The organism is Anaerotignum sp. MB30-C6 (genome assembly GCF_030908465.1).
GTDB lineage: Bacteria > Bacillota > Clostridia > Lachnospirales > Anaerotignaceae > Chakrabartyella.
Genome location: NZ_CP133078.1, coordinates 1,826,940 through 1,845,482 on the forward strand (window position 1 = coordinate 1,826,940; position 18,543 = coordinate 1,845,482).

At 40.0% G+C, this 18,543-nt stretch carries 13 protein-coding genes; 1 reads left to right on the top strand and 12 read right to left on the bottom strand.

Annotated features, from left to right (window positions below):
- Nucleotides 1–2: 2 nt before the first annotated feature.
- The 10 genes from uvrA to RBQ60_RS09125 all read right to left on the bottom strand — a co-directional run bounded on the left by uvrA (nt 3) and on the right by RBQ60_RS09125 (nt 11,139).
- A complete protein-coding gene (uvrA, locus tag RBQ60_RS09080) occupies nt 3–2,537 on the bottom strand; it encodes an excinuclease ABC subunit UvrA (protein WP_307883370.1) in 2,535 nt (844 codons plus the stop codon).
- Nucleotides 2,459–3,436 (bottom strand): transglutaminase-like domain-containing protein, encoded by a 978-nt coding sequence (locus RBQ60_RS09085; RefSeq protein ID WP_307883371.1) that lies wholly within the window; start codon nt 3,434–3,436, stop codon nt 2,459–2,461. The genes uvrA and RBQ60_RS09085 overlap by 79 nt, the downstream gene beginning before the upstream one ends.
- 575 nt (nt 3,437–4,011) lie before the next feature.
- Nucleotides 4,012–4,773, bottom strand: a complete 762-nt coding sequence (locus RBQ60_RS09090) for an MBL fold metallo-hydrolase (RefSeq protein ID WP_307883372.1) — start codon at nt 4,771–4,773, stop codon at nt 4,012–4,014.
- 387 nt (nt 4,774–5,160) lie between these two features.
- Nucleotides 5,161–5,583: a pyridoxamine 5'-phosphate oxidase family protein gene (locus RBQ60_RS09095; RefSeq protein ID WP_307883373.1), complete on the bottom strand. Its 423-nt coding sequence runs from the start codon at nt 5,581–5,583 to the stop codon at nt 5,161–5,163.
- Nucleotides 5,584–5,672: 89 nt separating this feature from the next.
- Nucleotides 5,673–6,032: a winged helix-turn-helix transcriptional regulator gene (locus tag RBQ60_RS09100; RefSeq protein ID WP_307885999.1), complete on the bottom strand. Its 360-nt coding sequence runs from the start codon at nt 6,030–6,032 to the stop codon at nt 5,673–5,675.
- A gap of 524 nt (nt 6,033–6,556) precedes the next feature.
- A complete protein-coding gene (gene hydF / locus RBQ60_RS09105) occupies nt 6,557–7,744 on the bottom strand; it encodes a [FeFe] hydrogenase H-cluster maturation GTPase HydF (RefSeq protein ID WP_307883374.1) in 1,188 nt (395 codons plus the stop codon).
- Between the two features lie 145 nt (nt 7,745–7,889).
- On the bottom strand, nt 7,890–9,308 hold the full coding sequence (hydG, locus tag RBQ60_RS09110; protein WP_307883375.1) for a [FeFe] hydrogenase H-cluster radical SAM maturase HydG: 1,419 nt from the start codon (nt 9,306–9,308) through the stop codon (nt 7,890–7,892).
- A gap of 20 nt (nt 9,309–9,328) precedes the next feature.
- Entirely contained in the window at nt 9,329–10,324 is a 996-nt protein-coding gene (gene hydE / locus RBQ60_RS09115) for a [FeFe] hydrogenase H-cluster radical SAM maturase HydE (RefSeq protein WP_307883376.1), read from the bottom strand.
- Nucleotides 10,317–10,577 carry a TM1266 family iron-only hydrogenase system putative regulator gene (locus tag RBQ60_RS09120; RefSeq protein ID WP_307883377.1) on the bottom strand — a complete coding sequence of 87 codons (261 nt, stop codon included), beginning with the start codon at nt 10,575–10,577 and terminating at the stop codon, nt 10,317–10,319. Before RBQ60_RS09120 ends, hydE begins: the two co-directional genes overlap by 8 nt.
- Nucleotides 10,578–10,926: 349 nt before the next feature.
- Nucleotides 10,927–11,139 carry a heavy-metal-associated domain-containing protein gene (locus RBQ60_RS09125; RefSeq protein ID WP_307883378.1) on the bottom strand — a complete coding sequence of 71 codons (213 nt, stop codon included), beginning with the start codon at nt 11,137–11,139 and terminating at the stop codon, nt 10,927–10,929.
- 468 nt (nt 11,140–11,607) lie between these two features.
- Between RBQ60_RS09125 and RBQ60_RS09130 the strand changes: the two genes are divergently transcribed.
- Nucleotides 11,608–12,036, top strand: coding sequence for an RrF2 family transcriptional regulator (locus tag RBQ60_RS09130; protein ID WP_307883379.1), 429 nt, complete (start codon nt 11,608–11,610; stop codon nt 12,034–12,036).
- Nucleotides 12,037–12,428: 392 nt separating this feature from the next.
- On the opposite strand, the gene srtB is transcribed toward RBQ60_RS09130, so the two are convergent.
- Nucleotides 12,429–13,199 carry a class B sortase gene (gene srtB, locus RBQ60_RS09135; protein WP_307883380.1) on the bottom strand — a complete coding sequence of 257 codons (771 nt, stop codon included), beginning with the start codon at nt 13,197–13,199 and terminating at the stop codon, nt 12,429–12,431.
- Nucleotides 13,200–13,270: 71 nt separating this feature from the next.
- Nucleotides 13,271–18,064, bottom strand: a complete 4,794-nt coding sequence (locus tag RBQ60_RS09140) for a DUF7601 domain-containing protein (RefSeq protein ID WP_307883381.1) — start codon at nt 18,062–18,064, stop codon at nt 13,271–13,273.
- Nucleotides 18,065–18,543: the final 479 nt, after the last annotated feature.

The window sequence follows — 18,543 nt, forward strand, 5'->3', positions numbered from 1 at the left end:
CCTTACAGAAATCTGCCAGTAACGCTGGCGGGATTCCTTCTAATTTCCTGTGGACTACCTTCGGCAACTATTTCACCACCAGAACTTCCCCCTTCTGGCCCGATATCTATAATCCAATCCGAGGCACGTGCGATGTCCATATTGTGTTCAATAATATACAGCGAGTGTCCTGCATCTACCAGCTTGCGGAAAATAAGCAACAACTTCTCAATATCTTGAAAATGCAACCCCGTAGTTGGCTCATCCAAAATATACACCATATGCTTTTTCTGCTTTCCGCTTAGCTCTTTTGACAGCTTTAGCCTTTGTGCCTCACCGCCACTAAGGGTAACTGTGCTCTGTCCCAGCTTTAGATAAGATAACCCCACCTCATCCATAAGAGATAATTTGTCCACGATTTCCGGTATGCCTGCAAAGAACGGTATTGCTTCTGATATATCCATAGCCAGAACATCGGCAATGCTTTTTCCATTGTACAACACTTCCAGTATGCCTTCTTGATAGCGTTTTCCTTTACATTCAGGGCAAGTAACATAATGATCCGCCATATACTGAAAAGCAATTTTAACTTGCCCCTGCCCCTCACAAACAGGGCATTGACCCACCTTAGCATTAAAACTAAAATGACTTTCATTATAGCCCTTCGCCACTGCTTTGGGCTGCTTAGCATACAAAGAACGGATGTGGTCAAAAACGCCAATGTAGGTTGCGGGGATGGAACGTGATGATTTACCAATAGGGCTTTGATCCATTTGGACGAATCCATCTATTTTTTCATAGCCCTCTAAGGTTTGATACCTTTTTGCCTCTGCAGTTCTGTGATGATTTAATGCTTCATCTAGTGCAGGAATTAGGGTTCCAAAAACCAGGGAGCTTTTCCCTGATCCACTTACCCCTGTAATACAGCACATTACATGAAGGGGGAAACGAGGGCTGATGTTTTTCAGATTGTTTCCAACGCAACCCCTTAGAATCATCCATTCACGGGGTGTTTTTTGATTGGATGGCTCATATATAGTACACTCTTTGAGAAAACGTCCCGTAGCTGACTTTGAATTATTTTTTATGTCCTCCACACTTCCTGCCGCCACAATTTCCCCACCATGGGTTCCAGCACTAGGCCCCACATCTATGATGTAGTCAGCGCTTAGCATGGTTTCTTTGTCATGCTCCACAACAATGACCGTATTTCCTTTATCCCTTAAGTGTTTGATGGTGTCAATCATCAGGTGATGATCCCGTGGGTGTAATCCTATGGAAGGCTCGTCAAGAATATAGGTAAGCCCAATTAATTCACTGCCAAGCTGGCTGGATAGCCGTACTCGTTGTAATTCACCCCCTGAAAGGGTTGGGGCTGTTCGGCTCAACGTAAGGTATGATAAGCCAACTTGCAAAAGGTTTGAAATTCTACTCTCAATTTCTCCCAGCACTTGGGCTGCTTTATTTTTTTGCTCTTGGGAAAGTACTTCCTCCAAGCTACACAGCCAATCCCACAACACATCAATAGACATCTTCGTAAGTTCCGGTAAGCGGTATCCCAGGATTGTGGTGTAACGAGCCTCGTGGCATAATAATTCTCCGTTACAGGTAGGACAAGGCACTTCTCTCATGTATTGCCTCTGGGCATTATCGTCTGACTTAGATTCCCGAAACAACCGCTGAATATGGGAAACGGCTCCTGCCGCAGGGCGGTTTATTTCCGTATCCCGCCCTCCCGAGTTATACTTAAAGTTATAAATTTTATCTCCTGTGCCATAAAGAACGGCCTGTTTAAACCCATCAGGCAGGTCTTTCCATGGTTCATCTAAATTGATATTCATATCCTTGGCAATGGCAAAAAGTTCCCCGACCATCCAGTTCCCTGTTGGCTTTTTCCCTCGTAACTTGCCAAAGTATGCGGTGGCACCATCTAATACGGATAGGCTGTCGTTAACCACAATGGAATCAGGGTTGACTTCGTATAATATCCCTAGTCCATTGCATGTATGGCATGCTCCCACATGGGCATTGGCATTAAATGTTGATACGGTTAGCCTCTGAAACAGAGTGTTACAAGCACCACATCGATTTTTGTTTTTACTGTCTTTGTGAACAGGGATACCACAGTAGGGGCAATGGGGAATCCCTATTGACACATACAACATTCGTAGCTGATCCAAAATACCCGTCAGGGTACCAACTGTGGAACGAGGATTTTGACTTCCCTTTTTCTGCTCAATTGCAATGGTGGGCGTTAGCCCCTGTAAGGTATCAAAGTCAGGCTTCTCAATTTGCTCCTGCATTTTAGCAGCATTGGACATATTATCTAGATACCGACGCTTCCCTTCGGCATAAATAGTATCAAAGGCTAAAGAGGACTTGCCGCTACCGCTCACGCCTGTAATTACCGTCAGTTTTCCTTTTGGTATGGTTACATCAATATTTTTTAAATTGTTTTGCCGACAACCTTTCAAACAGATTAAGGCATCCTCTTCTTGTGCAGACACAGCAACGTTTGGCTTTTCCCACCCTTGTAAAACAGGAAACTTTGGTTCCAACAAATTCGGATTCCGTAGTCTGTTTCTTCCAGAGCATACAGCAGTTTGAACTTCGATTGTATCGCTTCCATATACTCCTTAGGCAGGCGATTAAAGAGGACTAAAAGGTCTTTCTCAGAGATATTGGGGTTGGACGTTAGCATTGCCATCTCATCTAGCAAATCTTTTTCATATCTACTAAGATTACTATATTTTTTTGTGCTAAGCTCTGTCCATAAATCCCATGGCAACAGTTCCATGCCAAGGAGACTATTGAAATCATGTAGTAAATTCCCTTTGAGGGAATGCCAACCCTTCCAGTTTTTGTTGTAGCCAAAATCTTCTGGATGCCTTTCACCCCTTCTACACAACGTCCATGCTTGCCCTCCCAGCAGATATCCCCCTTCCCAAGGCATATCCTCTGTATCAAACGTTATTCCATAATGTGCCTTCTGGATTCCGTCCAGCTGTGCATCTACCCGTACCCAGCGATGCTCCTGTAGGTGATAGTATTCAATAATCCAATGATCTTCATACTTCAGTTCACTTTGAAAGTAATCAGCAAATCCTACACGAAGGCGAGCGGGAATCCCTTTGTGTCGTAGAAAAGACAACAAAAGCAGTGCATAATCTCTACACATGCCAACCAAACGCAAGTGTGGCGGCCGAGTTGATGTCAGCGTACCACTGTCAATGTCTAGTACCTTCTCTAGCATTTCCGGTATGGTACGCAATAACTCCTCAGCCATTTGACGCTTGCCGAAGGTAACGCCATATAACTTACCTTGATCACCATGAATCACTAACCCCTGCACCACTCGTAGCAACTCCCTTGGGGAATCAGGTAAATCTTTGTACATACTTATAAATTGTCGAGGATCCGTTATCTTACTCTGTTTTGAATAACACGAAAAATCCATTTTTATCCCTCCTTCAGAAACGACCCTAACACCTGACACCGTGTCAGAGTCAAGTGGTTTTTTTTATTTGTGGTAATTTTCTAATTTCACTTTTCATCCCCCAGCCCAATGGCCTTCCCACTGGCTTAAGTGATTAAATTGTTATAAAACCACAAAAATAAGGAATGGATATATTACTTTCCCAATATGTGAAAAGAAAACTAATGATAGGATGGAAGAAAGTCGGTAAGATTTATCCCGAGAATTGGTTTTTGCTGGAACAATAGTGAAGTGTACATAAAGCCTTTTTACTGACACCACTCTTTTATTGCCCATGACGAAATGTTTAAAGTTACTACTTCACTTTCTATTGAAAAACATCAATAAAAATAGCCCTTTGCTCAAGTAAATGAAACAAAAGGCTATACGAAACGATTCTATTATAAGTAATACGGTTTCTATGAAAAACTATATACTTATAACATGGATTGATTACTCAAAATTTGGATTCAAGACACCTTTCATCTATGTGTCCCTTTCAAGCAATCCCCTATAATGAATTCCTGCCTAGAAATTAAGTTATCATGATTTTTAGATTAAAGCCATACAGCCCAATCGCCGTAATCAAAGGTGCCGCTACCATGGTGTAACTTGCCCTCCCCTTTCAACTGGCGAAAAGCATCACGCATACGGCTTAGAATTTCCGGGTGAATATCCAAACTGTGGTGAGCTGGAAATACTCTTTTTACAGGAAGTTCCGCAATCGTCTCAAGGGATGTAAGATACGCTTGTGGGTCTGTGGAGGGATAGTAGGAAAACAAGGTGTCTTTGTAAACAAGATCTCCAGTATACAAATACCCAAGCTGAGGTTCCCAAAAACACAGATGTCCAGGGGAGTGTCCCGGTGTATGTAGTACAGTGACCACACGTCCGCCTAAGTCTATTTCATCACCGTTTTGCAGTGTCCTTGTAGGTGTTCCCTGAAAGAATTCATAAGAACTCACATCATAACCCTCTGGTAGATCGCATCGATCGATTACCATATCTCGGATCACATCTATCGTCAGGGGAAACTCTCCCAGCAACCAGTTTAACTCTGCCTCATGGGCATAAAAATCAGGATAATACTTATGTCCACCCATATGATCCCAGTGAATGTGTGTTGCCACAACAGCTACGGGTTTCGATGTCAGTTTTTGCACTTCTTCAGAAATATTAGAAATACCCAAGCCTGTGTCAATGAGTAAACATCGTTCCTGACCTTCAAGCAGGTAGCAGTGGGTTTCTTCCCAATGGCGATACTCACTGATAATATGAGTATCAGCATCAATGTGATCGACAGTAAACCATTTTTTCATTTGAATTCTCCTTTCGCTCTGTGAACCAATTCTTTTGAGTTTTCTTTACTTTACTATACTATCTCCAAGTGATTGAATCCTTTTAAATTGCATCCCCTTCGAAACTGCGGTCGGATATTCTCTTAGATTCCTAAATTCCTCTAAGGTAATCTTTGCTAAAATATCCACTTTAGATATTCCTTTATCATCAAATCTCTAACTCTCCAACTAGCTAAATATTCTTGCCTTTTCAGCAATAAAGAAAGATGTAATACATAGCCTTTTTCTTTCCTTGGTGGAGGACACATCCCCAGTCAGTGAACTTTACACATGAAGATAATAATTTAGTAATATTATAAATATCTTAAAAGGAGTATAGAAACAAAAAAAGGTTTACCGGAAAATGTGTCACTCAATATTAAAATCCTGTGAGCTGAAGTTCGTGTAGTACCTTCCACTTTTGGAAATAAATTTTAAAACACAATAATCAGGATCCGCCACTCCTTTCGAATAGTACATAGTATCACCATCTTGCCAAATCATTTTTTTGCTCTCTTCGTCCTCCAAAACTTCCATGGTTCCCTTTAACATGACTCCACGAAAAGATTCATTATCACAAAAATAAATACACGCCTTTGCGTTGGTACGGAATTGAGCCACACGCATGGAAGAAGTATTCGTTGTAAAATAAAACACCTTGATACCCTCTCGCTTTCTTGGTGGCAGCATTGCTTTTGTATTTGGATAATTGTCTTGATCAACGGAGCTGATAAAGGAAACACTTTGCTTCTCAATCAGTTTTCCTATGGTTTCTTCTGCATTTCTTAACATATAATTACCTCCCATAAACATAGAATTATTTTATTATCATAATCCATGAAGACCCCACAGTAAACTACCCACTTTTTTGTGGGTATAAGCTAATCAAGAAAGCCTTTGGCCTTTAAAGTATCTTCCATGCCATTTTCTTTCATAAGTTCTATTCCTACACTTTGCATAATCGCAACTGCTTCTAGAAGCTTTACACCTTGGTTGGTCAAAGAATATTCTACTTTTAGCGGATATCCTTCAAAGGATTTTTTATCTACCAAGTGATAATCACAGAGTTGGCCAAGTTGCTCCAGCAGCATTTTCTGGTTGATACCTTTAATTTCTTGTTCAAGCTGAGCTAATGACTTCACACCTTTGCCCAGTTGCCACAGAATAATCGGTTTCCATTTTCCTTTTGTAATATCATGGGTGAGTTCCAAAGGGCATGTATACTCTTCTCGCATTTTCATTTTATCATCACCTACATGTAATATTTTTACTACCATTAAGACAACTCTTTGACGTCATAGAGGACATTATTGACCTTACCCCTCCTATTTATTGGAAGGTTTTTCTATTATTATAAATTTTTTCGATTTGAATAGCAAGGTGGTTCTTAAAATAAAGACTAAAAATATTCAGAAGAACCTCTCCTTTCTCGCCATAGATAAAAGCAATAGGCTACGTTCTCACAAAAATGCACAGATTCAATTTGAAGGTGCATTCACGCTGATCGGATGCCGTTCACTTAAATCTTCTCTTATACTCTAAACTCATCATTAAAAAACCGCCCTAACTGGGCGAATTCCTTCTCACCGTAAAAAACGGAGCATCTCTATAAGATACTCCGTTTTAAGATAGACTTCCAGCCCCCATTTCAACATAAATTATGAATGGCTTATACAGCTTTAACATTGATTAAGTTGTTTTAAAGCTCTTGTTTTGCATCCCAAAACAGAATTTCTGCAATGGCTAAGGGTACACTGCCTTTATATTACTTCTCTATCTTATCTAAAATTCCATTCATGTGAGCGATTGCAATGCCATAATTGGTAATGGGGATATGCTGCGCCTTTGCCTGTTCTATACGGGAGAGTACATGCTTGCGGTTAAACATACAACTTCCGCAGTGAATGATAAGGGTGTAAGGTGTTAGATTCTCGGGAAAGTCATTTCCAGATACAACTTCGACTGTGATGTCAGGATGAATTTTTTTATGTATCATTGCAGGCAGCTTGACTCTACCGATATCCCCGTCCAAAGGATTGTGGCTGCAGGCCTCAGCTATCAGCACCTTATCTCCCGCTTTTAATGAATCTAACCAATAAGCCCCTTGGGTAAATGCATCAATATCCCCCTTGTAACGAGAAAAAAGGACGGAGAATGAAGTAAGTCTACTCTCTTTGGGCTTGATAGCATAAACCTCAGGAAACACCTGTGAATCGGTGATGATTAATTGGGGTGGCGCCTTTAGTTTTTCTAATGTAGTAGACACTTTATCCGCCGTTACAGATAAAACGATGCATTTATTATCTAAAAGATCCCTTATGGTCTGTACTTGGGGAAGAATCAGCCTACCCTTTGGTGCCTGTATATCTTGAGGCATGACCAAAAGCACCACATCCCCATCCTTTACCAAATGTGCACAAATAGACGGCTCAATAAAAGATCCTGCTATTTCCCCGATTGCCTCACGAATTTTATCTAGGTTGATTTGTTCCTTGGCACTCACTTGAATAGGATTCAGAGAGGTTTCTTTCTTGATTTTTGTAGAAAGGGAATCTACATCAAGGATGACATCAACTTTGTTAATGATTGGGATGATAGGGATATTTTTTTCTTGCAGCAAATTAATCCATTTCTTTTCCTGTAAAATATCTTCATTGGTGAGTAAAACCAAAGCAATGTCCGTCTTGTCTAATACCTTTTTCGTGGCCTCCACCCGATGTGCCCCCAGAAGGCTTTCATCGTCAAATCCAGCAGTATCGATAATGACACATGGCCCAATGGGATGTAGCTCAATTGCCTTGTATACTGGGTCAGTGGTAGTGCCTTTATATTCAGAAACAAGAGCAACTTTCTGCCCAGTCAATGCATTCATGATGGAAGACTTCCCTGAATTGGTACGTCCGAAAAGTCCGATATGAATTCGATTCCCTCTGGGGCTTTCATTAAGGTTCAATGTGTATCTTAACCTCCTTTGTAGTAGAAAACCATTGGTTGTATTGTTACACAAAATTATTTATATTTAGATGGGCATTAGAAAACCCTTTATGCTCAAAATCAGGGAAGTACCTCCATCTAAAAAGGGGGCGAACTCCCTAATCTTAAAATCGGAAATCTCTTTTCCCGTTCTCCAATTGATCAATATAATCCTCTGCCAAGGATTTCACCTTTTCGTTAGATATATGTGCCAGTTCATCTGCAATAACCATTTCCCCCTTTTCGCAGGTATCCACGGAGGCATAATCCAGCAAATATTCTTTTAGCGTCATCAAGGAGTTTGGTTGACACACATTTACAATTTGGCCAGACTTGGCTAACCTCATAAAACGATCACCCGTACGTCCCTCTCGATAACAGGCAGTACAAAAGCTTGGTACATACCCCAGTTCCAACAGCCAATTTACAATTTCATCAAGAGTCCTATTGTCATCCACTTCGAATTGGGCAGAGTTTTCATTGGCAGTTTCTTTGTGGTCATATCCACCCACACTGGTGGAGGAACCACCGCTAATTTGTGAAACACCAATTTCCAATACTTCTTTTCGAGATTTTTTAGATTCTCTGGTGGAAATAATGATTCCTGTATAGGGTGCAAAAATCCTTACAAGGGCAACAATCTTTTTAAACAGACTATCCACGATAGCATCGGGGAATTCATTTACATCGATATCATCGGCAGGGCGAATTCTCGGAATACTAATGGTATGTGGCCCTACGCCAAACTTTGCCTCCAAGTGTTCTGCGTGCATCAGCAAACCAACGAAGTCATAGCGGTATTTGTAAAGTCCGAACAATACGCCAATACCCACATCATCAATCCCTGCTTCCATAGCTCGATCCATGGCTTCTGTATGATAAGCATAATTGTGCTTAGGTCCCGTGGGATGAAATTCTTCGTAAGTTTTTTTATGATAAGTTTCCTGAAAGAGAATATATGTACCAATGCCTGCATCTCTAAGCTTTTTATAATTCTCCACGGTAGTAGCGGCAATGTTTACATTCACACGGCGGATCGCCCCATTTTTGTGGTGAATGCCATAAATGGTTTTGATGCTTTCTAAAACATACTCAATGGGACACTTCTGTGGATCTTCCCCTGTTTCCAAGGCTAACCTTTTATGCCCCATATCCTGAAGTGCCCTAACCTCTTTCACAATTTCCTCCTGGGAAAGCTGTTTTCTGCAGATGGTTGTATTTTTTTGGTGATAAGGACAGTATACACAGCCATTGACGCAGTAATTGGATAGATAAAGGGGTGCAAAAAGCACAATCCTTCTTCCATAAATTCGCTCCTTGATTTTCTTTGCAAGGGCATATATCCTTTCCAAGACACGAGGATCATCGCATTCCAACAATACTGCCGCTTCTCTATGCTCCAAGCCATTCATTTTAGAAGCCTTTTCTAGAATTTTTTCTATCAGTTCAACATTATTTTTATTTTCCTTTGCATATTCAATGGTATTCAATATTTCTTGATCGTTGATAAATTCTTCTGCTACCGCAGACTTAGGGTTATACATGTTACATTTCCTTTCTGTTTTTATACTGGAACCCTCCCTAGGCTTTTAATCTGTTTTTCAAGAATTTTTCTCTCTTCCAAGATATCATTAACCTTTATTTCTGAGGGATATATGTTATAGTGTTCTTCGTATTTTTGAGGGGTCACCTTCCGCATAATAATATTGGCACCACAGGAAAAAATATGGTCTTTTTCCGATGCATTGATGACACCCAAGGAGGTAGTGGCAGGCAGATTTGCTTTTGGCAACAAAAGCCTGGTTAGTGCTACCGCTCTTTTTGTCAGCTCTGTGCTTCCGTTTGGCATACTACCCAATGTTGTATCAGGGTGAGAGATGAAAGGGCCAATCCCCGCCATATCTATAGGGATGCTGTGCAGAGTCAGAATGTCCTTGGCAATGGTAAAGAGCGTTTGTCCTGGAAGGCCAATCATAAAGCCGCTTCCCGTTTCATAGCCAAGGGTTTTTATTGTTTTTAACGCATGTAATCTTTCTTCCAATGAACCACAGGGATGTAAAGATGCATAAATATCCTCATCGGCGGTTTCATGCTTTAGCAGATAACGATCTGCCCCGCATTCACGCAAATAAGCGAAACTTTCATCTTTCAGCTCACCGCAACTTAGAGTAATAGCCATCTCCGTTTGAGCCTTTATTTTTTTTACAATATCACCCAATATTTCTGCCGTATACCAAGAATCCTCCCCAGACTGTAGGACGATGGTTTTGTAACCTGCATCCCAAGCTCTTACAGAAACCTGCACAATTTCATGGGGCATCATACGGTAACGAAAGACTTTTTTGTTTTCAGCATTCAAGCCGCAGTATCTGCAACGCCTTTTGCAATAGTTAGAAAACTCCAGTATTGCTCGTACATTAATGATGTCACCATGATTTTCGAATCGAACCCTATCAGCCAGAGCATAAATCTCAGAAAAATCATCCTGGGACAGAAGGTATACAAGTTCTTCCTGAGAAGGCAAAATACCCGATTGTATTCTAGTCAAAAGTTTATTCATTATCTCCATTCACCTTTGCGTACATTGTTTTTACATTAATACCCCGAATCATTCCCAATTTACCAGAGAGGGTGTTGATGGTATTGTTGTCAGCGTCTACAATGATGCTGATAACACCAATTTTCCTGCTCTTATAAGGAAGGCCCATCCTTCCGATTATGGCTTCGTTATACGTATGAAGTACCTCATTTACATCTTTAGCGGCTTCGTTGTTTTCCACAATAATACCAATGATAGCGATTCTGTTTTCCATAATAATCCTCCTTTAAACATAAAAAAACCCTGCCTGCAAAATAACAATCATCATCATGCAGGTAGGGCAAAAAGAAACTGAGTTTGTATGATGATACCGCCTTATTCCAAGGAAACACCTATAGAATTCAGCACGATACGTATGGTTTATCTTTCCGCTTGAGAATCCTCTCACAGTTAGATATATTATCTAAAATCACTATACTATATTTTCAATGAATTAGCAAACAAAATAATTAGCTAACTAAATAATTTTTACAAAATAAAGATATCTTGAATCCAATTCTCGCCGTTCATAAAAACTTTAAAAATCGAATACAAGCGTTCCTACAATAATTCAACTTTTTTATCTAGCTTTCAATCACTTCATATCCCATTTCCTGTAAGCGTTTGGCTATTTCTTCTTTCGTAACAATATTCTCATCATACTCACAAAAAATCTGCCCGTTCACACAATTTGCTTCACAGGATAATACACCATCCAAATATAATGTAGCTGTCTTAATTCTTTTCTCACAAGTAAAACAAGACATACCTTGGCTCTGAAATACCACTTCTTTCATAAGATTCCCTCCAACTCTTTTTTTTCCCATTCAAGCATAACAATGAGCTGAAATACAAACTCCCCATCCTCAACTACAATTTGTTATACAAGTAATATACATACTGTCGTAAGGCACATAAAAGGGATAACACAACAATCTTCAATGAAAATGCTCCACTTATTCTTTTTAGTATAACCAAAATAATTGTAGATGTATGGAACAAAGTCACACAGATGAATCCTTGATCGGTTATGAATACCTTGTTTCTATACTCCCAACCCACTCTCTTCCCTCATCTCCTTGTCTCTACCTAACCAGTATTCTCTGTGTATGACCTCTTAAATACATGAGATTGCTTATTTATCGTCAAATGCAAAATAACCCAAAACTTGTATCTTAAGAATAGCAAAATCATGTTATGAAATAAACCATTTGCCATCCTATTTACCCTGTTGTATAATAGGTTTATGTATGGAGGGATTTATTATGATGATTTCAACAAAAGGAAGATACGCATTGCGGGTAATGATAGACTTAGCAGAACACCCGGGAGATTATGTCCCTTTGAAAGAAATTGCGAGGCGACAGGACATCTCTGAAAAATATCTAGAAATTATTTTAAAATCATTGGTTCGTGAGAAGTTTTTAATTGGACAAAGAGGAAAAGGTGGTGGATACCGTCTGAGTAGAACGCCTGATGCATATACCGTGGGTAGTATTTTACGCCTGACAGAAGGCAGTCTTGCACCAGTTGCTTGTCTTGAAGAGAGTGCCGAACAGTGCCTTCGTACCCATCATTGCCCTACGTTATCCATGTGGCAAGGTCTGGATAAACTGATTGGTGAATATTTGGATGGAATTACCATTGCAGACTTAATGGCAACCTATCGACCTGGTGATGACTATGTCATCTGATTGTCGATAATAAAAGCATGGAGCATTTATAATGCAGTTGAGCCAAACAAAGATTATGCTTCCCTTCTCACCCCAATGCAATTCTACTTCTAATTATTGTCTCTAGTGTGAATTAAATTCACAATATCATTACTCAAATAAACAAAAAGTTGCTTTAAAATGTGTTAAAAAAGAGGTTGGTTTTTCATTAATGAAATCTAGCCTCTTTTCTAATGCAGATATAAATGTTAAGTTATTTTATGCAAAACAGGTAGAATTTAATTTTTCTAGTCAAAAATTGTATGATTCAAAGATTGTCATTGCAAAAAACATACTTCCACATGAGGAGCGGTTTTATTTATCCACATTCCTTGCAAAATACCAAATTCAAAAAACTAGGATGCCAAATAGCTTTACTCTACAAGGGTTAGCTTTCCGAACAATGCGTACCTTGCATTATCAAACTCATAAGAACAGGTGCACAATGTAATAAGCTTATCCTCTGCTTCTACAACTGTTTTAGATTCAAAAGTTGAGTTTTCTTTAATCATATTTATGTAGCCTTGAAAATCATCAGAATCTTTAAAATTGAAGGGTATAGACTCGTAATTCCCATCAACGACAATACCTGCAAAAAACTCAATCTGATAGGTTTCATGAAGGGTATAAAGGGACATGGAAGGAACTTTCTCGTAGTAGCTTTGATCTTTATACTTTAGTATGGAGGCAAACATAGAACCGTTTTCCATGTTGTGTCCGTATATGATTGTGTTCCCGTCAGTATAGTCTCCAGTGTTACGGTAATCCATAAAAATAGTCCCTAGTTTATTACTTTCTCCTGTAAATAGATGGCGGAGATAGTAATCATTATCTGTTCCTTTTACAACAGGATAGTCTATTTCCCCTCCCTCCGCTCTAATCCAACCCACCACATCCTGATTCATTTCCTTTAGAGCAGAGAAATCAATGGATTCAAGAGGGTCATTTGACTGTTCAATCTCTTCATTTAAAACAGGTTGTGAGGGAATTTTAGCAAGACGCACTTTTTCGTAAGTATCTTTTCCGTGGCAGTATTCTTGATTATCTAAAAAGAGAATCAAAGCCGAATAAAGAATGCCCAGTATACAAAGGACCATTAGCATACGAAGTATCAAAAGTAATTTTTGCTTTTTTTTGTCTTTCAACCCAATCACCTCTTTATAAAAAACCGACAGGGAGTTGTTCGTCCCTGCCGGCTCACCTCATGAATTTAAAGTTAAGATTGTTTTTTGCGTATCACGTAATAAGAAGTAGAAATAGCCGCAAGAGCAAGTGAGAAAAGAACTAAGCCTTGTCTCCCAAAGTTACCCACTTGATTATCACCTGTCTTTGGCATATCCTTTCTTCCATCGTCTTCCATAAAACCAGTGGGAACACCACCATCTCCAATGTTTTCCAATGTTTCCCCTTCTGCCGGTGCTTTAGGATCCGTTGGTTTATTTGGATCTGTTGGCACTTCAGGGCCCTTAGGTATCTCAGGTTCCATTGGTATCTCTGACTCTATAGGTGTTTCGCTCCATCTATTGTTAAAGGATGCCTCCTGCACACGATTTACGGAAACAGTGCCCTTGGCTCCAGTTGCTGAAGGATAATATCCCTGTTCTGTATAGTCTGCCTCTGTTACAGAATATTTGGTGCCTTCGGGTAATCCTGTTATCGTGATACTCTCACCATGAGCAAGGGAAATCATATCTCCACTTCTCAGTGTACCATTCCTATCGCCAGTATAAGGGTATGCTTCTGATGCACCATCAAAAGTAACTCGGAAATCAAATTTTTGTGATAAGTCTCCACCTTCACCAGTAACCTTCTTTTTGATCCTTAAACTGCCTGTAGATTCCGCTATCTTAGTATTTGTAAAGGCAGCGGTTCGATCTTTTTTAGAGGAAATCGTACCACTTTCCCCCGTACTTTCAACGGAATATCCTTGAGCGGAGTCCATAATCTCTTTTACTTGGTATTCTAAGTTTTCTGGTAAACCAGTAATTGTGATACTCTCACCGTGGGCAAGAGAAATTGTGTCACCGCTCTGAATTGTACCACCGGATACACCATTTCCTGTGTACTGATAAGAGTCTGAAGATCCTTTAAACGTAACATTAAATTTAAATTTTTTGTCCATATCTTTCCCAGCACCTACTACAGTTTTGCTGATTGTAAGCTCTCCAGTGGAGCCACCACCCGAACCACCACCTGTAGGTTTTTTATTTTTCCCATTCACAAAAGATGCAGTCTGTGGGGAGTCAGCCAAAATAGTACCTTTTTCTCCTGTGCTGGTAGTAGAATAGTCTTCACTAGAGTAATCAGCCTCACTAACGGTATAAGAAATACCCTTAGGTAATTTCATAATCGTAATACTCTCACCGTGGGCAAGGGATATCCTATCTCCACTTTTTATTGTTCCATTGGGTACACCACTACCGATATAGTCATATGTTCCGTTGGCACCAACAAAAGTTACGGTAAAGTCAAACTTTTTGGTTTTATCAGCAGCATTTCCAGTCACTGATTTCACAATGGTCAAGGAACCCGCACTTTTTGTATTTACAAAAGATGCAGTCTGTACGGTGTCAGCCAAAATTGTGCCTTTATCTCCCGTAGTGGTAGTAGAATAGTCTTCATTAGAGTAATCAGCTTCCCTTACAGTATAAGAAATATCCTTAGGCAATTTCATAATCGTAATACTCTCACCGTGGGCAAGGGATACTGTGTCTCCACTTTTTATTGTCCCGTCAGGCACACCGCTGCCGATGTAGTTATATGTGCCGTTGGCACCAACAAAGGTTACGGTAAAGTCAAACTTTTTGGTTTTATCAGCGGCATTTCCGGCCACGGTTTTCGTTATCGTCAAATCACCGGCAATGCCCGCCAAATAATTTTGTACTGTAATGGCATTAGAACCTTTTCCTGTCTTTCCATTAATAGAGGAAACGACTGTGGAGCCCGTGGTAGTAACAGAAAGTGTATGGGTCTTATTATCTTTGGTGTAACCCAGTGGAGCCATTGTTTCCTTAAGAATATAGTTTCCATCAGGAATTACTCTAAACCTGAGGGTACCATTGCTACCAGTAATGCCTTTTCGAATTACCGTTTTTCCATCTGATGCAAATAATGTAAATTCAGCACCTGAAAGGGTTGCCCCACTGCCATCTTCTTTTGTAATAATAATCCAGCCATTCCTTTGCAGCGTAGCTTCGCCATCTGCAGTTGTAATCACATAAGGGTGGCCGGTCTGTTCCTGCTTACCATCTCCACTATGTAAAGACACTGTATTGGATATGGTTCCCGGGTCTCCAGTAATATCTGTAATATAGCTAAAACGATATGACTTCGTACTATCTGGAATGCGGAAAGTCAAAACTCTTGATGCATTATCATACAAAACATTTCCATTATTGACTAAGGCTACCTCATTACCCAGTACATAGCTTCCATCTGCCTTTAATGTCAATTCGTGAATAGAAATATTGTTGTCCGATAGAATTAGTTCGCCTTTGGAATCCAACCGAAGATCAATACCTGCTGGAAGGGTATCATTCAGCTTGGTGCAACCCTGAGGAAGGTCATATGCCTTATAATCCACTGTCCAAAGTAATTCACCAGCATGTGGTTTATCTAACGTTTTTTCTAACAGCTTGCTACGAATCGTCACATCTTGATAACTTGACACGCCTGGTGTCCAATTTGCGGTGCTTAATTTCAAATTATTCCGCACAGTTGTGGTTTTGTTTGCGTTAAAATATTCAGACACAGTTTCGCTAGTAGGTTTCGCCTTAAGTAGTATCACATAAGGCTTGTCCAGTGTATCAAAGGTAAAGGTAGCTTCTCTTCCACTAATACTAGCATTCAAGCCTACCACTGTATCTGCAATGGAATCAACCCCTTGGACCGTTCTACTAGAACCACTCGTTCCCTCGAAAATTAGGAAGTTAGAACCTGGGATAATCTCCTCAAATTCCCAGCCTTCAGGCAAGGTATCTGTTACAGTGGCTGCCCCTAAACTTTGGCCTAAAGCATTTGTCATATTAGTCAAATCGAAACCATCAGCATTAATGCTCAAACGGAAAATAACCGACTTATCCACATAATTGAATCCTTCATTAGCATTCTTGGTGATAGCGCTGTTTACACCAGCGGCGGGATTAGAAGTCGCACTGCTGTCTAACATTTCTTTGGATAGTAATTTACTTGTGTAATCAACTCGATCAGTAGCTTCGTTTAGCTTAGTATTTGCACTGTAAAGGCTGGCAACATTCCAAACATCTGATGTTTTATTTCCTGCAAAAACATCTGGGTTTACAACCATAGTATCAAATGTAAAAGTGTTCAAACTATCGTTTTTAAACCCGGTAATTTCCAATAGATCAGCTACTACCTTCCCATCTTGAATAACGGGATGAACTGTTATATTTAATCCTGTACCACTGAAAGAACCATCGATATATTTTTGATCGAATTGAGGATAAAGTTCATTTTCAATGCCTGCAGGAAGCCCTGTGGTCTGGGAGTAATGGAAGCCACTTGTTCTATCCCCATAAACCAGAAGATCATACACCTTTAAGTCTGGAATAGCCTGTGTTCTAGTATCAACGGTAACAGTCCATTTTACGCTACGGGTTGATGTGTTAGTAACCCCTGACTTTCCAATGGCATTGTAGCCAATTCCAACCTCAATAGGATCTGTTGCTATCTCACCAGGGGAACCATCCCAGCGAATTTTGGCAGAATTCTTGAAGGATTTTGTGCCCGTTGTATAGTCATCATCAGGAACACTAGTTACAATGGTTAGAAGTATTTTTGAATCAATCGTTCCAAGTTCATACTCTCCAGCTTCATTAGGACTAATCGCTGTCCAATCTTGCCATCCTGTGCCATCCCAAGTTTTCAAGTTCGCAGATTGGAACGTCAATCCATTTGGCAGTACATCTGTGATTACCACATTGTTTAATGTAGCCTCCATATGATTGGCAGTAATGGTCCAAGTGATTGTACGATTCTTTGGATCATAAACCCCTGAGCTTCCAGAGTCGCTGGGGGCTCCTTCTTTTTCTATCCATTGAGGAGTAAAAGAAACTGGATACTCATCTTCCGCAAGGACAGTATTCATGCTATCCTGAAGTTGTGCCCGATTCACTATGCTTTGCGAATCAGAAGAATAATAGAGGTTATCAGGGATTGCAGTCTCAAAAGTTATTGTTTGAGGGCTTTGAGCATTTCCCGGGAAACTGTATCGTATGGAGTCCCCTTCTATGATTGGTGTATCCGAGACACCATCCACTGTAAATGAGTTGGGTATGTATTCCCCAACTGTGCTCAGGTCATCAAAGAATTGGTAGCCCTCTAAACTAATATCCGCCCCACCTTGTTTAGCTGACAAGTCAACGGTCCATTGGATGGTTTTACTTTGTAAGTCAAGATTTCCTGACTTTGTTACTTCATAAAAAATCTCAGCGGGTGGAATATGAACGGTAAACGTTTTTTCAAGCATTGAAACAACGTGATCTCCTTCCTCCCCCGCCTGGCCACTGCCATCATATTCAAAGCTAGCTTCGAATCTACATTTTACTGTATTAGATGTTCCATCAAAAACTTCATCATCTCCATCAAAGATAACATTGGCTACCACCATTTGGGTGGAAGGATCCGTGGTGAAATTCACATGCCCAACCAAAATGTCCCCCATTTTTAAAGGGATATTGTGGCTGGAAATCAACTTGAAAGATTCACTCAGCTCAATACTTATACTATCCCCTTTTTGAACGGGGTTGGCTGGCTCGGGTTCATCCCCTAGAACCGGTACCCCAAAGGAAATCTCAACTGAAATGGATTCGTCGTTTTTCAATGTACCCCCTTCTTGAATTTCAACCCCGCTTTGGCGCACTTGGGATGTAAAATCAGTCAATGGTTCTACGTTGAGTGCAGCATACACCTCCCTGGGGGGAGAAAGCAAATTGAGCGTCATTACCAGAAATAACAGCCAACTCATTAGCAACTGCATTTTTTTCTTCATATCATACCCTCCTTAAATAATAAAGAAATCTGTTAATTAGAATTTAGAATAAGGAGTTATTCAAAGCCCTTCTCTAAAAAAAGAAAAAATTTCATATTCGTGTTTCATTCTAAGGCTTCTAAAAGAAACCTCTGTCAAGTCATACAATGAATCACTCAAGTCCTTTTTGGGAAGCAAAAATGAGCTTTCTTTTTTTGCGCAAATAATGTCATTAGCAACCTTGTTATCTGCTTTGTATTTCCCCTCTAAAGTAGGAAACACAATGTAAATACATCAGTATCGCTATTTTGTTGGACTTGAAGTTTTTTCTTTTTTATTATCCCAATTAACAGATTCTTAGTAAAGAAAGAACAGGGAAGCGGCAGCTCCTCTGTTCTACACACACTATCTACATATTTTAACAAATAACTTAAGGGAATTCTGTTTCTATTTTTCATATCAATACGCAAGTATTGCGAGGTGACTTAGTTGTCTTAATC